Annotated in this window: 16 protein-coding genes; 9 read left to right on the top strand and 7 right to left on the bottom strand. The window is 71.7% G+C overall.

The genetic code is table 11. The features are described from left to right. Positions 1 to 104: 104 nt before the first annotated feature. Together ACQPZO_RS10425 and trmB are read right to left on the bottom strand one after the other, a co-directional pair. A complete protein-coding gene (locus tag ACQPZO_RS10425; protein ID WP_433349221.1) occupies positions 105 to 2,618 on the bottom strand; it encodes a DEAD/DEAH box helicase in 2,514 nt (837 codons plus the stop codon). Between the two features lie 148 nt (positions 2,619 to 2,766). After that, positions 2,767 to 3,396 (bottom strand): tRNA (guanosine(46)-N7)-methyltransferase TrmB, encoded by a 630-nt coding sequence (trmB, locus tag ACQPZO_RS10430; protein ID WP_433350924.1) that lies wholly within the window; start codon positions 3,394 to 3,396, stop codon positions 2,767 to 2,769. Between the two features lie 215 nt (positions 3,397 to 3,611). Here trmB and ACQPZO_RS10435 point away from each other — a divergent pair, with 215 nt between their 5' ends. The 4 genes from ACQPZO_RS10435 (at position 3,612) to ACQPZO_RS10450 (ending at position 7,329) form a co-directional block, all read left to right on the top strand. Beyond that, on the top strand, positions 3,612 to 4,334 hold the full coding sequence (locus tag ACQPZO_RS10435; RefSeq protein WP_433349223.1) for a hypothetical protein: 723 nt from the start codon (positions 3,612 to 3,614) through the stop codon (positions 4,332 to 4,334). A 98-nt stretch (positions 4,335 to 4,432) separates the two neighbouring features. Further along, positions 4,433 to 5,095: a class F sortase gene (locus ACQPZO_RS10440; protein WP_433350926.1), complete on the top strand. Its 663-nt coding sequence runs from the start codon at positions 4,433 to 4,435 to the stop codon at positions 5,093 to 5,095. A gap of 596 nt (positions 5,096 to 5,691) precedes the next feature. After that, positions 5,692 to 6,291 (top strand): RICIN domain-containing protein, encoded by a 600-nt coding sequence (locus ACQPZO_RS10445; RefSeq protein WP_433349225.1) that lies wholly within the window; start codon positions 5,692 to 5,694, stop codon positions 6,289 to 6,291. A 546-nt stretch (positions 6,292 to 6,837) separates the two neighbouring features. Continuing rightward, positions 6,838 to 7,329, top strand: coding sequence for an RICIN domain-containing protein (locus ACQPZO_RS10450; protein ID WP_433349227.1), 492 nt, complete (start codon positions 6,838 to 6,840; stop codon positions 7,327 to 7,329). A gap of 432 nt (positions 7,330 to 7,761) precedes the next feature. Here the strand turns inward: ACQPZO_RS10450 and ACQPZO_RS10455 are convergent, their stop codons facing one another. From ACQPZO_RS10455 to ACQPZO_RS10465, 3 genes are read right to left on the bottom strand one after another with little or no spacing between them, the layout of a single operon-like run. Then, a complete protein-coding gene (locus ACQPZO_RS10455; protein WP_433349229.1) occupies positions 7,762 to 8,082 on the bottom strand; it encodes an antibiotic biosynthesis monooxygenase family protein in 321 nt (106 codons plus the stop codon). A 39-nt stretch (positions 8,083 to 8,121) separates the two neighbouring features. Further along, entirely contained in the window at positions 8,122 to 8,919 is a 798-nt protein-coding gene (locus tag ACQPZO_RS10460) for an exodeoxyribonuclease III (RefSeq protein ID WP_433349231.1), read from the bottom strand. A gap of 37 nt (positions 8,920 to 8,956) precedes the next feature. Further along, positions 8,957 to 9,877 carry a proteasome assembly chaperone family protein gene (locus tag ACQPZO_RS10465; protein WP_433349233.1) on the bottom strand — a complete coding sequence of 307 codons (921 nt, stop codon included), beginning with the start codon at positions 9,875 to 9,877 and terminating at the stop codon, positions 8,957 to 8,959. Between the two features lie 410 nt (positions 9,878 to 10,287). Here ACQPZO_RS10465 and ACQPZO_RS10470 point away from each other — a divergent pair, with 410 nt between their 5' ends. The 3 genes from ACQPZO_RS10470 to ACQPZO_RS10480 all read left to right on the top strand — a co-directional run bounded on the left by ACQPZO_RS10470 (position 10,288) and on the right by ACQPZO_RS10480 (position 12,336). Beyond that, entirely contained in the window at positions 10,288 to 11,280 is a 993-nt protein-coding gene (locus ACQPZO_RS10470) for a peptidase M23 (RefSeq protein ID WP_433349235.1), read from the top strand. Between the two features lie 100 nt (positions 11,281 to 11,380). Then, positions 11,381 to 11,527 carry a hypothetical protein gene (locus ACQPZO_RS10475; protein WP_201754126.1) on the top strand — a complete coding sequence of 49 codons (147 nt, stop codon included), beginning with the start codon at positions 11,381 to 11,383 and terminating at the stop codon, positions 11,525 to 11,527. A 47-nt stretch (positions 11,528 to 11,574) separates the two neighbouring features. Continuing rightward, the gene (locus ACQPZO_RS10480) at positions 11,575 to 12,336 is read left to right on the top strand and encodes an EcsC family protein (RefSeq protein WP_433349237.1); all 762 of its coding nucleotides are present in this window, start codon (positions 11,575 to 11,577) and stop codon (positions 12,334 to 12,336) included. Positions 12,337 to 12,353: 17 nt separating this feature from the next. Here the strand turns inward: ACQPZO_RS10480 and ACQPZO_RS10485 are convergent, their stop codons facing one another. Both ACQPZO_RS10485 and ACQPZO_RS10490 read right to left on the bottom strand, forming a co-directional pair. After that, complete coding sequence (locus tag ACQPZO_RS10485; protein ID WP_433349239.1) at positions 12,354 to 13,202, bottom strand: GDSL-type esterase/lipase family protein; 849 nt, start codon at positions 13,200 to 13,202, stop codon at positions 12,354 to 12,356. Positions 13,203 to 13,356: 154 nt separating this feature from the next. Next, positions 13,357 to 13,995: an antibiotic biosynthesis monooxygenase gene (locus tag ACQPZO_RS10490; RefSeq protein ID WP_433349241.1), complete on the bottom strand. Its 639-nt coding sequence runs from the start codon at positions 13,993 to 13,995 to the stop codon at positions 13,357 to 13,359. A gap of 230 nt (positions 13,996 to 14,225) precedes the next feature. Between ACQPZO_RS10490 and ACQPZO_RS10495 the strand changes: the two genes are divergently transcribed. Continuing rightward, on the top strand, positions 14,226 to 14,489 hold the full coding sequence (locus ACQPZO_RS10495; RefSeq protein WP_433349243.1) for a DUF6343 family protein: 264 nt from the start codon (positions 14,226 to 14,228) through the stop codon (positions 14,487 to 14,489). A gap of 12 nt (positions 14,490 to 14,501) precedes the next feature. After that, entirely contained in the window at positions 14,502 to 15,914 is a 1,413-nt protein-coding gene (locus tag ACQPZO_RS10500) for an NADP-dependent succinic semialdehyde dehydrogenase (RefSeq protein ID WP_433349245.1), read from the top strand. Positions 15,915 to 15,948 lie beyond the last annotated feature (34 nt).

The raw sequence follows: 15,948 nt of genomic DNA on the forward strand, positions 1-15,948 counted from the left end.
TCCAGATCGATCTTGCGAGGCGCTGGTCAGCGTCCTGGCCATCCACAACTCTGAGCCGGACGCGGCAGTCCGGACGTCCGGACTGCCGCTCCTGTGACGATCTTCTAGAGCTGGCCGACGTCCGTGATCCGGACGGCGGCGGCGCCCACCTCGTCGGAGGCGGCCAGGTCGATCTCGGCGCTGATGCCCCAGTCGTGGTCCTCGTCCGGGTCGTCGAGGATCTGCCGGACCGTCCACCGCTCCCGGCCCTGCTCGATCATCAGCAACGCCGGGCCGCGGGCGTCCGGACCCACCCCGATCGAGTCGTACGATTCGAAGTACGGCTCCAGCGCCTCGGCCCACGCGTCGGCGTTCCAGCCGTCCCCGCCGTCCAGCTCGCCCAGGTCGTACCAGCGGCGCAGGGCAGCCAGCTCGACCCGACGGAACAGCGCGTTGCGCACCAGCACCCGGAACGCCCGGGCGTTGCGGGTGACCGCCGGCGGCCGGTCGTCCAGGTTGGCGTACGCCTCGGCGGCCTCGGCCACGTCGGACGGGTTCTTCAGCCGCTCCCACTCGTCGATCAGGCTGGAGTCGACCTGGCGGACCAGCTCGCCCAGCCACTCGATGAGGTCGACCAGCTCCTCGGTCTTGGCGTCCTCGGGGACGGTCTGGCGCAGCGTCTTGTACGCGTCGGCGAGGTACCGCAGGACCAGCCCCTCGGAGCGGGTGAGGGAGTAGAACTGCACGTACTCGGTGAAGGTCATCGCCCGCTCGTACATGTCGCGGACGACCGACTTGGGGGAGAGCTGGTGGTCGGCGACCCAGGGGTGCCCCTGCCGGTACATCTCGTACGCGGCTTCCAGCAGCTCCGCGAGAGGCTTCGGGTGGGTCACCTCGTCGAGCAGTTCGAGGCGGGCCTCGTACTCGATGCCCTCGGCCTTCATCGCGGCGACCGCCTCGCCGCGGGCCTTGAACTGCTGCGCGGAGAGGATCTGCCGGGGGTCGTCGAGGATCGACTCGATCACCGAGAGCACGTCGAGGGCGTACGACGGGGACTCGACGTCGAGCAGCTCGATGGTGGCCAGGGCCAGCGGCGACAGCGGCTGGTTGAGCGCGAAGTCGAGCTGGAGGTCGACGGTGAGCCGGACCCGGCGGCCGGTCTCGTCCGGCTCGGGCAGCTCCTCCACCACCCCGCCGGCCCGCAGCGCCCGGTAGATGGCGATCGCCCGGCGAATGTGCCGGCGCTGGGCGGTCCGCTCCTCGTGGTTGTCGGTGAGCAGGTGCCGCATCGCGGCGAACGCGTCGCCGGGGCGGCCGATGACGTTGAGCAGCATCGAGTGGCTGACCTGGAAGCTGGAGGTCAGCGGCTCCGGCTCGGCCTCGACGAGGCGGTCGAAGGTGGGCCGACCCCAGCCGATCGAGCCCTCCGGCGGCTTCTTGCGGACCACCTTGCGCCGCTTCTTCGGGTCGTCGCCGGCCTTGGCGAGGGCCTTCTCGTTGTCGATGACGTGCTCGGGGGCCTGCACGACGACCCGGCCGATGGTGTCGTAGCCGGCCCGCCCGGCCCGGCCGGCGATCTGGTGGAACTCGCGGTTCTTGAGCAGCCGGGTGCGGATGCCGTCGTACTTGCTCAGACCGGTGAACAGCACGGTGCGGATCGGCACGTTGATGCCGACGCCGAGGGTGTCGGTGCCGCAGATGACCTTGAGCAGCCCGGCCTGGGCCAGGGTCTCGACGAGCCGGCGGTACTTCGGCAGCATGCCGGCGTGGTGCACGCCGATGCCGTGCCGGACCAGCCTCGACAGGGTCTTGCCGAACCCGGAGGTGAACCGGAACCGGCCGATCGCCTCGGCGATCATGTCCTTCTCGGCCCGGCTGGCGACGTTGACGCTCATCAGCGCCTGGGCGCGCTCCAGGGCGGCGGCCTGGGTGAAGTGCACGACGTACACGGGGGCCTGCTTGGTCTCCAGCAGCTCCTCGAGGGTCTCGTGCATCGGCGTCATCGCGTACGAGAAGATGAGCGGTACCGGCCGCTCGGCCGAGCGGACGACGGCGGTCGGCCGGCCGGTGCGCCGGGTGAGATCGTCGACGAAGCGCGTGGTGTCGCCGAGGGTGGCCGACATCAGCACGAACTGCGCCTGGGGCAGCTCGATGATCGGCACCTGCCAGGCCCAGCCCCGGTCCGGCTCGGCGTAGAAGTGGAACTCGTCCATGACCACCTGGCCGACGTCGGCCCGCTCACCCTCGCGCAGCGCGAGGTTGGCCAGGATCTCGGCCGTGCAGCAGATGATCGGGGCGTCGGCGTTGACGCTGGCGTCGCCGGTGAGCATGCCGACGTTGTCGGCGCCGAAGACCTCGCAGAGGGCGAAGAACTTCTCCGACACCAGGGCCTTGATCGGGGCCGTGTAGAAGGTGGTTCGGCTGTCGGCCAGGGCGGCGAAGTGCGCGGCGATCGCCACCAGGCTCTTACCCGAGCCGGTCGGCGTGTTCATGATCACGTTCGCGCCGGAGACGATCTCGATGACCGCCTCCTCCTGGTACGAGTAGAGGTCGAGGCCGCGCTCCTTCGCCCAGCCGGCGAACGCGTCGAAGAGGGTGTCGGGGTCGGCGCTTGTCGGCAGCGCGGCGGTGAGCGTCATAGCCCGTCCATCGTGCCTGCCGCAGGCCCTCCCGCGCCAACCGGGCCGCCGTTCATCCGTCGGGCGCCGGCCGTCACGAGAGGGCCGCGTCCGACGACAGGAGTGTCAGACAGGGCCGGCGGGAACCCGCGCCGGGGGTGCCTGCCGGTCACGCCCGACGGTGGATCAGGTCGAGGACCGGGCGGCCGGCGGTCAGCGCGCGGCGCTCGAACCTGGTGACCGGCCGGTGGGCGGAACGCGGGGCGTACCCGTCGTACACGTCGGCCAGCCCCGGGTCGGCGGTGAGCGTCTCGCGCATCGACTCGGCGTACTCGGCCCAGTCGGTGGCGCAGTGCAGCGTCCCACCGGGGACCAGCCGGGAGCGCAGCAGCGCCACGTGCGCCGGCTGGATGATCCGCCGCTTGTGGTGTCGCGACTTCGGCCACGGGTCGGGGAAGAACACGTGCACCGCGTCCAGCGAGCCCTCCGGCAGCGCCCGGACCAGGTCCAGCGCGTCGCCCCGCCCGACCCGCACGTTGCCCAGGCCGTGGCGCTCCACCAGGCCCAGCAGGTTGGCGATTCCGGGCGTGTGCACCTCGACGGCCAGATAGTCTCGCTGTGGGTCGGCGGCGGCCATCTCGGCCGTTGCGTCACCCATGCCGGAGCCGATCTCCAGCACCACCGGGGCCCGGCGACCGAACAGCGTCGCCAGCTCCACCGGGGCGGCGAGGCCGTCGGGGATCAGCAGGCCGTACGCCGGCCAGAGCCGCTCCAGGTCGGCCACCTGACGCTCGCTCATCCGGCCACGCCGGGGGTGGAAGGTGCGGATGCGGGTGGGGTGCGACGGAGGCACGGTCGCGGCGGGGCTCGGGTCGGTGGAGGTCACAACGACCCGAGCGTACGCGACGGCCGCGCCGGAACGGGTGTGAGATACGCCGGGGATGGCAGGCTTCATCCCGTACGGCAGGCCGGGCGAGCGCTGCCAGGCCACGTGCTAGCGCGCCGGGAGGGGTCATGGGGTCAGCGACACGCCTCGGCACTGCGCTGGCGGTCGCGGGCGTCGTGCTCGCCGGGCCGCTCGCGGGGAGCGCGTCGGCGGCCGACGCGCCGATGACAGTCTTCCCCGCCGGCCTGGCCGGGAAGGTCGCAGCCGTTGCCGGGGTGCCCGCGTTGGCGCCCGCCCCCGGCCCGCCCGGTGCCCCAGGCGACGAGCAGTCCGGCGACGAGCAGCCCGGCGGCGGTCCGGTGGCCGGCTCGCGGGTCTTCGTCGAGATCAGCCCCGGCGCGGTGCAGCCCGGCTACCTGGTGGGCATCCGGGCGAGCTGCCGCGACAATTCGGTGCCGGCCATGGTGGTGTCCGACGCCTTCGGCCGGGTCGCCGTGCGACCGGAGTGGGGGCTGCTCACCGCGTCCCCGATGATCCGCGAGCGGGTCTGGGCCGGCAACTACCCGGTGAAGCTGGAGTGCCGGGACGGGGAGACCGCCAAGACGATGGTCCAGGTGGTGAAGAAGGTGCCCTCGCCTGCGCCCACCCACGCGCCGACGTACCAGCCGGCCCCGAACCCACCGCACCCGCCGGCCCCGCGCCCGAGCCGGGGGCCGAACACCGGCTTCGGCGGCACGGCCGGGAGCGGCACCGGCGGGCTGCTGCTGCCCGGGGGCGTGGCGCTGGCCGTGGCGGGGGTGACGATCGGCGTGGCGACGCGACGTCGACCCCGCGCCGCGTCCCGCCGCTGAGGCCGGCCGTGACGTCTGCACGCGTGCCCCGGTCGGCGGTGACGTCCGCGACTGCGGCCCGGTCGGCGGTGGGCGGTGCGGGCGTACCCCGGTCGGGGGTGGCGTCCGCGCCCGCAGGGCCGGCGGGCGGTCCCGGCCCACGGCGCTGGTCGGTGCCGCTGGCCGTGGTCATGGTGCTGGTCGGAATCTTCGCCACCGGCGCGGGGCTGGGCCGCGCCGCCGGGCCGTTCGAGTGGGTCGCCGGTGCCGCCGGCCGGGCCACCTCCGTGACCTCCGTCGCCGCCGGGCCGGGGCTCGTGGCCAGTCGCCCCGTTCGCCTGAACGTGCCCGCGATCCGGGTGGCCGCGCCCGTTACACCGGTCGGAGAGGCTGCCGACGGGTCGATCAACGTGCCGCCGCTGGAAAAGGCGGCCGAGACCGGCTGGTACGACCGCGGCCCGACACCCGGCGAGCCGGGCCGGGCCGTGATCGTCGGACACGTGGACACCAGGAGCGGACCGGCGGTCTTCTACGAGTTGGGCAAGCTCAGGGTCGGTGACCGGATCGAGGTGAGCCGGGACGACCGGACGGTGGTGGTCTTCGCGGTGGACTCGGTCGAGCACTTCGGTAAGGAGGAGTTGCCCGCCGACCGGGTGTATGGCGACAATGGCCCGCCGGAGCTGCGGTTGATCACCTGCGGCGGCGCGTGGGTGGGCGGCCGGACGGGTTACGCCGACAACGTGATCGCGTTCGCCTCGTTGGTCGACACCCGCCGTCGGTGACGGGCGGCGGAGCGGCCGGGCAGCAGGCACCGTCGGTGGCAACGACGGGCGCAGGGCAGGCGCGTCGCGTCTTGGCGTCCCCTGTGCCCCTCCGGTGATCCTCGGCGCAGGAGGTGTCGCCGATTGGGAGGGTTTCCGCGCCAAATTTCTGTCGGCCCGGGTGGCGCAAATAAGGCTATTCCCCCTCCCTCTTTAGATTGGGTGCCGACCGCTTTCGGCGTTTCCATTCGTGACGGCTCTCGCGCGTTCCGTGTTCTCGGTGCTCGGCAGTATCAGGATTCGGGATTTGGACGCGCTGCGCTGAGAGACCGTGGCAACCCCTTTTAGGGGGCGGCCGACGTCCCCCTGGCGATTCTTTGCGAAACCGATTGAGGGACACCTCCCGCATCACTCCTGTTCGGGTTGTTCGCATTTTGAGACGTCGTTTGTGGACTTTTGCCACTCATCCGCATGTACGTAAGACTTTCCAGGACGCGTTACGGAGACGGTGCGCGCGCGAAATCTTTACTTCTTCGGTTGAGGGCGTTCTGTGTGCCCTGTTTAAGGATGCCCAGCAGGGGCGCGTTGTTACTCCTGGAAAAAGTGTTGGAGAAAGCGTGAAGAATGGTCGACTCAAGCGGGTAATGGCCCGCTTGGTAGTGCTGCTGGTGGCAATCTGTGGTCCGGCGTTGGTTACGGCGGCACCCGCCAAGGCGGAATACCACTCCGTGAATGTGCTGCCTACCGACCTGTTCAACTTTGCCTACAACCAGAAGTGCAACCTCTGGCGGTTCGAAGCGATCAATGATGTCCAGATGTCGATCAACAACAGGACCCCGTGGCTGATCCTCGATGGCCCGCCCAACGGGCACATCATCGCTGTGGACGGATCCTGCCTGGACAGCAACTCCGCCGGTGGCGTCTACCTGATGAAGTGCTCCAGCGGTGTCAACATGCACCAGCGGTGGCACTTCAACTCAAAGGGGAGGAGGCAGATCATCGACGGTGGCCATTATGACTACAACTACGAGATCATTAACACCGCGACCGGCCGTTGTCTGGACGCGAACGCCTCCGACGCGTACACCCAGCCCTGCAACAACGGTGACCACCAGCGGTGGGCCCGTGGACCAAGCTCGGCGAGACGGGCAGGTTCCGCTGGTCCACCTGCTACCAGGTCAGCGGCGACACCGGCGCGCACATCCACCTCGAAGTGATCAACCAGCACCGCTACTCGTGCTACATCGCCCGTGGGGCGAACACCGCCCTCAACGACCTGACCGTGGTCGGCAGGGTCGGCAAGCATTACAGCGGACCGCGTCAAGCCTGCTGAACGGCGAACGGGCCCGGCGGGCCGCCGTCGTCGGGCGGGGTGTCGATGCGTCGGAACGACGGTCGGGACGGTCGGCGGGTCAGGGGCAGGGGCGAGGGCCGGCCGACCGGGTGTACGGCGACGGCAGGCCGCCGGAACCGGAGCCGATTGCCTGCGGTGGCCGGTAAGTGGGTGAGTTACGCAACGCGATTGCCTCCGCCTCTCCGGGTGACACTCGCGGCCTCTGCTGAGCTTGCGTGTCGCTGTTGGGGCCTTCTTGCGTCACTATCCATGTTGAGCGAATGGCGTCGAGGGGGACGTTGTCATCCCCTTTTAGGGGAGTCGTCTGCAGTGGAGCTTGCCACTGATGAAGGTGCCTGCGAGACTGTCCGTGCGTGTTACGTGAACGTTGCGCGCGCGTGAATCTGTGGCAAGGGAGAAGGAAGAGAATATGAGAGTTGGAAGAATCAAACGAGCCATTGCCAGGTTGGCAGTGGTAATGGTGGCGATCGGTGCCCCGGCGATGGTAACGGCGACGCCCGCCCAGGCTCAGTACGTCTCGGTCAACGCCTGGGGTTTCCTCTATAATGGGACCTCGATTGCCAAATCTTTGGCTGTGTCAAATGGTGTAGTTAAGCTTTCCAGCAACCAGCCACGGCAAGCTTGGATAATTCAGGACAATGCGCCCAACGGGCATACTATTTTCCACGCCACGGGTTGCCTGGACAGCAACCGCTGGGGCCAGGTCTACATCTTGGGGTGCAACAACGGTGATTATCAGCGGTGGCACTTCAATAAGGTGAGCACCTCCGGACCAGTGCAATGGGAGATCATAAACAAGGCGACCGGCAATTGCCTGTCGGTAAACGTGCCGGAGAACGGAACGGCGTACACCAGCGGTTGTTACAATTCTTCCAACCAGGACTGGTTTATTCCTAGCTGATCTGGGGTTCTCGATAGATTTCGGTTACGCGCCTGGTGCTGGAGGTGCCAGGCGCGTAACCGCGAGGAAAGCGGTGGTGTGGCCCGCGCCTACTCGCTGTCGGGTCAGGGTCGGAGCGGCGCTTGCGCGACCACGAAACCGATTGCGGGGCATCCCGTGTCACTCCTGTTCGGAGTGTTCATGCTTCGGGACGTCCACAGCGGAAGTTTACCAATCATATGTATCTGTTAAAGATCGCGCCTGGCGGTGCGGAAGGTGCGCCGGGCGGGTAACCGACGCGGGCGGATGAGTGCCTACCCACCCGCGCTGACGTGGCGAACCGGAGCCGCCAGGCCGTGACCGACGACGCGTGGGTGGGTGGCGGCCGCCGCCGCTGCGGGAACCGTGGCCCCTCCGCTAGGAGCCCGTGGGCAGCTGAGTCGCCGATCCGGATCAGGGCCGGGGTGACACCTGCAGGACCACGTCGAACTCCAGCAGGCTCGCGCCGGAGGCCACCGGACGCCGCTGCTCGCCGCCCTCGCCGCCGGCGTGCGCGGCCCGGGACGGCCCGGCGGCCCACGCCTGGTACGCCTCCTCGGTCTCCCACTTCGTGTAGACGAAGTAGCGCTTCTCGCCGCCGACCGGGCGCAGCAGCTCGAAGCCGAGGAAGCCGGGGGAACCCTCCACCGCGCCGGCCCGGGCGGCGAAGCGCCGCTCCAACTCCTCGCCCGCGCCCTCGGGGACATCGATTGCGTTGATCTTCACGACTGCCATGGACCCACCCTAACCGCCGCCGAACCGACCCGGCCGGGATCAGGGCGTCGGCGCGACCGGGCTCAGGTCGGCGTCCACCACGATCGGGGCGTGGTCCGACGGGCCCTTGCCCTTGCGGGCCTCCCGGTCCACGTACGCGGCGCGGACCGCCAGAGCTAACGGCGCGGACGCGTACACCAGGTCGATTCTCATGCCCTTGTTCTGGTGGAACATCCCCGCCCGGTAGTCCCAGTACGTGTAGGGGTGCGGGCCCTTCATCGGGGTGGGCACCACGTCGTGCAGCCCCAGGTCGCGCAGCGCCGCGAGGGCGGCCCGCTCGGCGGGGGTGACGTGGGTGGAGGCGGCGAACAGCGCCGGGTCCCAGACGTCGGCGTCCGTCGGGGCCACGTTGAAGTCGCCGCAGACCGCCACCGGCGGCCCGCCGGCCAGCTCGCGCTCCAGCGCGTCCCGAAGGGCGGCGAACCAGGCCAACTTGTACGCGTAGTGCGGGTCGTCGACGGCGCGGCCGTTGGGCACGTACACCGACCAGACCCGCAGCCCGGCGCAGGTGGCCGAGATGGCCCGGGCCTCCGGCTCGGGGAAGCCCGGCTCACCGGGGAAGCCGACCGTCACGTCGGCCAGGCCGACGCGGGACAGGATCGCCACCCCGTTCCACCGGCCGTCGCTGTGGCTGGCCACGGTGTAGCCCAACTCGCCGACCTCGGCCACCGGGAACGCCCCGTCGGGGCACTTGGTCTCCTGAAGGCAGACGACGTCGGGGCCGGTGGCGGCCAGCCAGTCGAGCAGCCGGGGCAGGCGGGCCTTCACCGAGTTCACGTTCCAGGTCGCCAGGCGCATGCCTCCAGCCTGCCGTATTCCCGCCCCGACCGCCCGGTCAGCTCCCCGGGGTGTCGCCCGGTCGGCCCTGCTCGGCCAGGAACCGTTCCAGCTCGGCGCCCAGTTCGTCGGCAGTGGGCAGGGGACCGGCCTCCTCGGCGAGCAGGTTCTTCTCGCCCCGGCCCCGGGCGAACGCGTCGTACTGCTCCTCCAGGGCCGAGACGAGGGCGGCGGCGTCCTCGGTCTGGGCGACCTGCCGGTCGATCTCGACCCGGACCACCTCGGCGGCCGAGCGCAGCCCGTCGCGGGGCAGCAGCAGCCCGGTGCTGCGGGACACCGAGGCGAGCAGCACCTCGGCGGCGGCTGGGTACTCGGCCTGGGCGACGTAGTGCGGCACGTGGGCGGAGAAGCCGAGCGCGTCGCGGCCCAGCTCGCCGAGGCGGAACTCCAGCAGGTGCCCGACACTGCCGGGGACCTGGACGCGTTGCAGCCACGGCTCGTACCCGGAGATCAGCTCGCGTCTCGTGGCGTGTGCGGTGACCCCGGTCGGCCGGGTGTGCGGGACCGCCATCGGGATCGAGTTGAGCCCGACGGTGAGCCGGACGTCGAGCCGGGCCGACAGCCCGCCGACGGCGGCCACGAAACGCTCCCACTGCAGGTCCGGCTCGGGGCCGGTGAGCAGCAGGAAGGGGGTCTCGTCGTCGTCGCGCAGCAGGTGCACCTCCAGCGTGGGCGCCTCGTACTCCTCCCAGTGGTCCTCGACGAAGGTCATCGGCGGGCGCCGGGACCGGTAGTCGTAGAGCTGGTCGACGTCGAAGCGGGCGACCTGGCGCGCGTCGAGGGAGGTGAGCAGCTGCTCCCGGGCCAGCCGGGTGGCGCTCCCGGCGTCGACGAAGCCGGTGAGGGCCTGGATGAGGACCGGCTGCCCGAGGTCGGGCAGCTCGTCGGTGAGTTCATAGAGCTCGTGTGGGTCGAGCACCGGTGCGGACCTCCCTGGAATGTGCCAACGGGGCGCCGTGCCGCGCACAGCCCCCGGTTCGGGGAACGTACCCGCCATCCTCGTGCATTCCTGCGTCGACGGTCCGACGGGAAGGTTCATGATCACAATTAGGTGAACGCCCCACTCCGGCGGCGTCGCCCGTCCCGCCGGGGCCGGACGGTCGACCCGGTGTCGGCCGAACGGGGGAGCGGTCGGTCTCCCCGCTCGCCGTGGGTGTTAGCTGCCCGGCTCGGTGCGCCTCCGCCGGCCCCGGAGGTTCGTCCGGTCCGCCCGGCTCGTGCCGGTGCGGCCCGCCGGCTGCCGGGGTGCCCGGCGTGGCGGGCGGAAGTGTGACGATGGACACCCATTGGCCTGGGGTCATCCGGATTTGTCCCGCCTAGTGTCGGCGGATGCGTGACGACGGCACCCTCGACGACCAGCAGAACCCGGGCGTGGCGGCTGGCCGTTCGGACGTTACCACCTCGTCCGAACGGCCAGCTACTACTTCCACCACCACCGACGGCACCCGCCCCGAGCGCCACCGGATTCCTTCCCCTGGCGGTACGACTACCCGCTCCGGGCGGTTGCGTAACCTGCTCGCCCCCGGCCGTTCCGCGTCCGGTCCCGCCGCCCCCGGCGGCCCGTCGCGCCGGCCCGGGCGGACCGTGGTCGCCCTCGCCACCGGCGTGACCTGCTGCCTCGGCCTCGCCGCCCTGGCCCAGGCCCGGCAGGAGACGCGGGAGGACACCGCCGCCCGGGCGGCCGTCGCCGGCGCCGACCTGGAGCGGCGTGCCGCCGCCGACGCCGCCTCCCGGTCGCTGGACCGGGTGTCCGCGACGGCCCCGTCCGCGACCGTCAGCCCCTCCGCCGCGACCCCGTCCGCCTCCGCCACCACCGCCGCTCCGGACACCAGCCGCTCGCCCGCCCCCCGCAAGCGGCCCGCGCGCCCGGCCGATCCCGCCCCGGTCGCCGGACTGACCAAGGCGCAGATGGCCAACGCGAAGGTGATCGTGCGGACCGGCAAGGCGATGGGGGTGCCCCGCAGAGGACTGGTCATCGCCGTGGCGACGGCGATGCAGGAGAGCAACCTCTACAACGTGGCCAGCGGCGTGCTGCCCGAGTCGCAGGAGTACCCGCACCAGGGGGTCGGCTGGGACCACGACTCGGTCGGGCTGTTCCAGCAGCGGGCCAGCAGCGGCTGGGGCGAGGTGGGCCAGCTCATGGACCCGGCGTTCGCCACCCGGCAGTTCCTCGCCGCGCTCCAGCAGATCCCCGGCTGGCGTGACCTGCCGCTGACCGTGGCGGCCCAGTCCGTGCAGATCTCCGCATATCCGGACCTGTACGCCCAGCACGAGTGGCGGGCGACCGAGGTGGTCGACGCGCACCTGGCCGCCGTGAAGTGACCACCGGGCGGGCCGGGCACGCACAGTGACGCCCACAGTGGACGCATAGCGGTTGCCCCCACGGGGTACACATGGTGCAGGCAACTTACAGGAGGACGACATGTCAGCACTGGTGCAGCGGATCAGCCGGTTCCTCCGCTCCCCGCAGGGACAGAAGATCGTCGACCGGGGCCGCCGCGAGATGGCGAAGCCGGAGACCCAGCGCAAACTGAAGCAGTTGGCCTCCCGCCTTTCCACCCGGCGCTGAACGCCCGCGCCGTCGTACCCGCACGTCACCGACCCCCGGGAGCCTCCGTGACCGACCCCGCCCCCGTCGACGGCCAGCCCAGCACCCCCGCCCCGGAGCCGGCCGCCCCGCGTCCACCGGCGGTGATCCCCACCGCCGCCCCGGACGTCCCGGAGGCGCCGCCGGCCCGGCTCTGGGACCGGATGCGGGAGGACCCGCAGTACGCCCCGGAGCACCTCGCTCTGGAGGCGGTGCGCCGGCTCGGGCCCGAGGCGGCCCAGTGGGCGGCCCGGGCGCGGGCGGAGCGGCCGGGCGTGCCGGCCGAGGAACTGGCCGACCAGGCGGTCCGCAAGTTCGTCACCCTGGCCCGGCTCTCCGGCGCGGTCTCGGGCGCGGCCGGGCTGCCCGGCGCGGTGATCGACGTCGGGGTGCTGGCCTGGACGCAGGCCCGGATGGTGCTGCACATCGCGGCGGCCCACGGGATCGATCCGGCCCACCCCGACCGCGCCACCGACCTGCTGGTGCTGCAGAAGGTGCACAAGGTCGCCGGGACCGCCCGGCTGGCGCTGGGGGTGGCCGCCGGGCGGGAACGGGCCGGGGCGCTGTTCGGCTCCGGGGGCCAGAACGCGCTGGGCAAGGCGATGATCCGGCTGAGCGTGCGGCTGGCCCAGATGGCCGGGGTGCGGGCGGCGAAGCGGGTCTTCGCCAAGGTGATCCCGGGCGCGGCGATCATCCTCGGCACCTGGGCCAACTCGTCGGCCACCAAGGATCTCGCCGAGCGCTCCCGGCAGCTCTACCGCAGCACGGGCGCGACCGGCTCCCCCACCTGACACGGGGGCCTGGCGGTTCAGTCGAAGCCGGCGGCCCGCCAGGTCGCGTCGGCCAGCCGGCCCTGCCCGGCGACGTTGGGGTGGAACCAGTCCAGCGCGTTCACCAGGTCGAGGGTGAAGCGCACCCGGTGCACCGCCCCGCCGTCGTACCGGCACCGCGAACCGTGCGACCGGCAGGCAGCCTTCAACTGCGCGTTGTAGGCGTCGATCCGGTCCCGCACCCTGGCCCGGCGGGCCACGTCGGCGGGCGCGGTCGAGGTCGCGTCGGCCAGCAGCGCCGGGCAGATGCCGTGCCGCCAGGCCCGTACCGCCCGGGAGTCCGTGTGCCCGACCTCCCACAGCCGGTACAGGTCGGGGATGCTGACCACCAGCACCCGCGCCTTCGGGCGACCCTTGCGCAGCACCCGCAGGCCCCGGTCCACCTCGCTGCGGAAGGTCGCCACCGGGGTCATCGCGTCGACGTCGTCGCGGCACACGTCGTTCGCGCCGATCAGCACCGTGACGTAGTCGGCGCGGTCGCGTACCGCCGCCTCGGCCTGCCCGGCCAGCGCTGCGGCCCGCGCGCCCGGCTTGGCGTGGTTGTACGCCTTCCCGCGCAGCTTCGGGTTCCGGTCGACCAGCCGCTGGAAGTGGCTGTCCACCCGCAGCCCGTCCCCGGTCGACCAGGAGTTGCGCTCGCACGAGCTGAGCATCAGGCAGGAGCCGAAGCCGGCGCTGATCGAGTCACCGAGCGCGGCCATCGCGGCCGGCGTGCCGGGTGCGGGCGATCCGCCCGGCGGACGGGGCTGGGCGCTGCCCCCGTCCTCACAGGCGAGCGCGACCAGGGCCGCCAGGCAGGCGACCGCGGCGACCCAGCGTCGAGGCATGATTCCCCAGTCCCGCGGCGGAGTGCGACAGCGCGGTAACCCTATGCGGGACACCGGGTCAGGGGGTGGCCTCCTGTCGGATTTCCGGCAGTCTGTCCCATCCATGCCCTGCGCGTGATAAAGGGGCGCTTCGCCCTGCGCGTGATGGAGGGGCTCAGCGGGGCGCGCGCCACGGGGCCGACTGACCGTGCAGCCACCAGTGCAGGGCCCGGGTGATCTGGGGCAGAACCAGGTACGTCATCAGCGGAGTCAGGCACAGTGTCATGACCAGGGTGCGGACGGCCACCGGCACGTCCCCGATGAACCGGCCGGTGAGCAGGGTCGCGGTCAGGCTCAGCGGGAAGAACGCGAGCCAGATCGTCACCGCCTGCTTCCACCGGGGCGGCGACGCCGGGGCGACCGACTCGACGCCCGCCGGCGTGACCATCTCCACGACGTGATCGACCGGCGGGTCGAACCAGCCCTCGATCCCGGTCCGTCGTTCGGTGCGGGTGTGCTCGACGATGCCCTGGGCCGAGGTCAGCCACCAGTGCCGCTGCGGCGACTCCTCCCAGCGGCACAGCGTCTCGGCGTCGGCGAAGCGGTAGAGCATGTGCCACTCCGGCGAGCCCGGAGCGTTCTGCACCCAGCCGGCGCCGAGGAAGCCCGGGAAGCCCTCGGCCAGCCCGGTGCCCGCCCGCATCCACGCGACCATCTCGTGGCTGCGCGCCGGGTCGGCACGCCGGGCGATGGCGACGGTCACCGGCGCCGCGTCGGTCGTGGCGGTCACCGGCGCCGCCTGGGTCGTGGTCATGCCCCCATCCTCGCGGGCCGGACCGGCGGTGGCACCGTTTCGGCGGGCCGGTGTAACGCACCCCACGACGGGTGTGTCCCGGCCCACCGGGCTGTCCGAAGGGTGGGACTGACCGGCCGGGTGTTCGGAGCACGCGAGCCGGGCGGGCGGCGCCGGCCGGGTGGCGTGCTTCCGGGGCGGCCGGCGCGGCCGGGTCGGTTAACCGCGCCGATCGGGGGTAGCTCGCAGGGATGACGAGATCGCAGCCCCGACGCGCCCGCGGAACGGTGGGCCACGCGTACAGCGCGCTCAACCTCCGCCTCGCGCTCGCCGGCTTCGGGCTGGTGACCATGGCGGTCTTCGCCGTACTGGCGTTCCGGGCCGACGTGGTGTGGCTGGGCGTGGTCTGCGCGGTCTTCGCTGCCGTCGCCGTGGTCGACCTTTTCGTCATCCAGCGCCGTCGGGCCGCGCGCCGCCGGGAGCAGCCGGGCGCGCGGCACTCGCTGTTCGAGTGACAGGAGTACGAGATGCCCATCGCCACCACCAACCCCGCCACCGGGCAGGTGCTCAAGTCGTACGACCCGATGTCGGCCGAGCAGCTCGACGCGGCGATCGAGCGGGCCGACCTGGCCTTTCGGGACCTGCACCGGACCACCGTCGCCCAGCGGGGGCGGTGGCTGGGCGCCGCCGCCGACCTGCTCGACGCCGAGCGCGACGACACCGCCCGGCTGATGACCACCGAGATGGGCAAGACGTACGCCGCCGCGCGGGCCGAGGTGACCAAGTGCGCGTCGGCCTGCCGGTTCTACGCCGCGCACGCCGAGCGGATGCTCGCCGACGAGCCGGCGGACGCCCGCGCCGTCAACGCCACCCGCGCGTTCGTCCGGTACCAGCCGATCGGGCCGGTGCTCGCGGTGATGCCGTGGAACTTTCCGCTCTGGCAGGTCATGCGGTTCGCCGCCCCGGCGCTGATGGCCGGCAACACCGGCCTGCTCAAGCACGCCTCGAACGTGCCGCAGACCGCCCTGTACCTGGAGGGCCTGTTCCGCCGGGCCGGCTTCGCGGAGGGCGCGTTCACCACCCTGCTCGTCGGCTCGGACGCGGTCGACCGGATCCTCAGCGACCCGAGGGTGCGCGCCGCCACCCTCACCGGCAGCGAGCGCGCCGGCCGGTCGATCGCCCAGATCGCCGGCCGGGAGCTGAAGAAGACCGTGCTGGAGCTGGGTGGCAGCGACCCCTTCGTGGTGATGCCCTCGGCCGACGTGGACCGGGCCGCCGAGGTCGCCACCACCGCCCGCTGCCAGAACAACGGCCAGTCCTGCATCGCCGCGAAGCGGTTCATCGTGCACACCGACGTCTTCGACGCGTTCGCCGAGAGGTTCGCCGCGAACATGGCCGCGCTGCGGGTCGGCGACCCGATGGACGCCGGCACCGACGTGGGGCCGCTGGCCAGCTCCGGCGGCCGGGACGAGGTCCACGCCCAGGTACGGGACGCCGTGGACCACGGCGCCACGGTGCTGTGCGGCGGCGAGAAGCCGGCCGGGGACGGCTGGTTCTACCCGCCGACCGTGGTCACCGACCTGACTCCGCAGATGCGGATGTGGACCGAGGAGGTGTTCGGGCCGGTCGCCGGGCTCTACCGGGTCTCCTCGTACGCCGAGGCCATCGAGGTGGCCAACGGCACCGCGTTCGGCCTCGGCTCCAACGCCTGGACCACCGACCCGGACGAGCAGGAGCGCTTCGCCGCCGACCTGGACGCTGGCAACGTCTTCGTCAACGGGATGACCACCTCGTTCCCGGAACTGCCCTTCGGCGGGGTGAAGAACTCCGGGTACGGCCGGGAGTTGTCCGCGCTGGGCATGCGCGAGTTCTGCAACACCAAGACCGTCTGGGTTGGCCGGGGCGAGGCCTCGGCCGGTGCCGGGGCGCACGCCGAGTAGCGATTGGCCGGACACCGTCATGGGTAGGAGGTGC

This window comes from Micromonospora sp. CA-111912 (assembly GCF_050948415.1).
Classification (GTDB): domain Bacteria; phylum Actinomycetota; class Actinomycetes; order Mycobacteriales; family Micromonosporaceae; genus Micromonospora.

Bases quoted from the DNA above. Each gene is read 5' to 3' on its own strand.
- trmB (WP_433350924.1), bottom strand. From the start codon at position 3,396: ATGAGCGAGCGTCAGGTGGCCGACCTGGAGCGGCTCTGGCCGGCGTAC.
- ACQPZO_RS10435 (WP_433349223.1), top strand. From the start codon at position 3,612: ATGGGGTCAGCGACACGCCTCGGCACTGCGCTGGCGGTCGCGGGCGTC.
- ACQPZO_RS10495 (WP_433349243.1), top strand. From the start codon at position 14,226: ATGACGAGATCGCAGCCCCGACGCGCCCGCGGAACGGTGGGCCACGCG.
- ACQPZO_RS10485 (WP_433349239.1), bottom strand. From the start codon at position 13,202: ATGCCTCGACGCTGGGTCGCCGCGGTCGCCTGCCTGGCGGCCCTGGTC.
- ACQPZO_RS10470 (WP_433349235.1), top strand. From the start codon at position 10,288: ATGCGTGACGACGGCACCCTCGACGACCAGCAGAACCCGGGCGTGGCG.
- ACQPZO_RS10500 (WP_433349245.1), top strand. From the start codon at position 14,502: ATGCCCATCGCCACCACCAACCCCGCCACCGGGCAGGTGCTCAAGTCG.
- ACQPZO_RS10455 (WP_433349229.1), bottom strand. From the start codon at position 8,082: ATGGCAGTCGTGAAGATCAACGCAATCGATGTCCCCGAGGGCGCGGGC.
- ACQPZO_RS10425 (WP_433349221.1), bottom strand. From the start codon at position 2,618: ATGACGCTCACCGCCGCGCTGCCGACAAGCGCCGACCCCGACACCCTC.
- ACQPZO_RS10450 (WP_433349227.1), top strand. From the start codon at position 6,838: ATGAGAGTTGGAAGAATCAAACGAGCCATTGCCAGGTTGGCAGTGGTA.
- ACQPZO_RS10490 (WP_433349241.1), bottom strand. From the start codon at position 13,995: ATGACCACGACCCAGGCGGCGCCGGTGACCGCCACGACCGACGCGGCG.
- ACQPZO_RS10460 (WP_433349231.1), bottom strand. From the start codon at position 8,919: ATGCGCCTGGCGACCTGGAACGTGAACTCGGTGAAGGCCCGCCTGCCC.
- ACQPZO_RS10475 (WP_201754126.1), top strand. From the start codon at position 11,381: ATGTCAGCACTGGTGCAGCGGATCAGCCGGTTCCTCCGCTCCCCGCAG.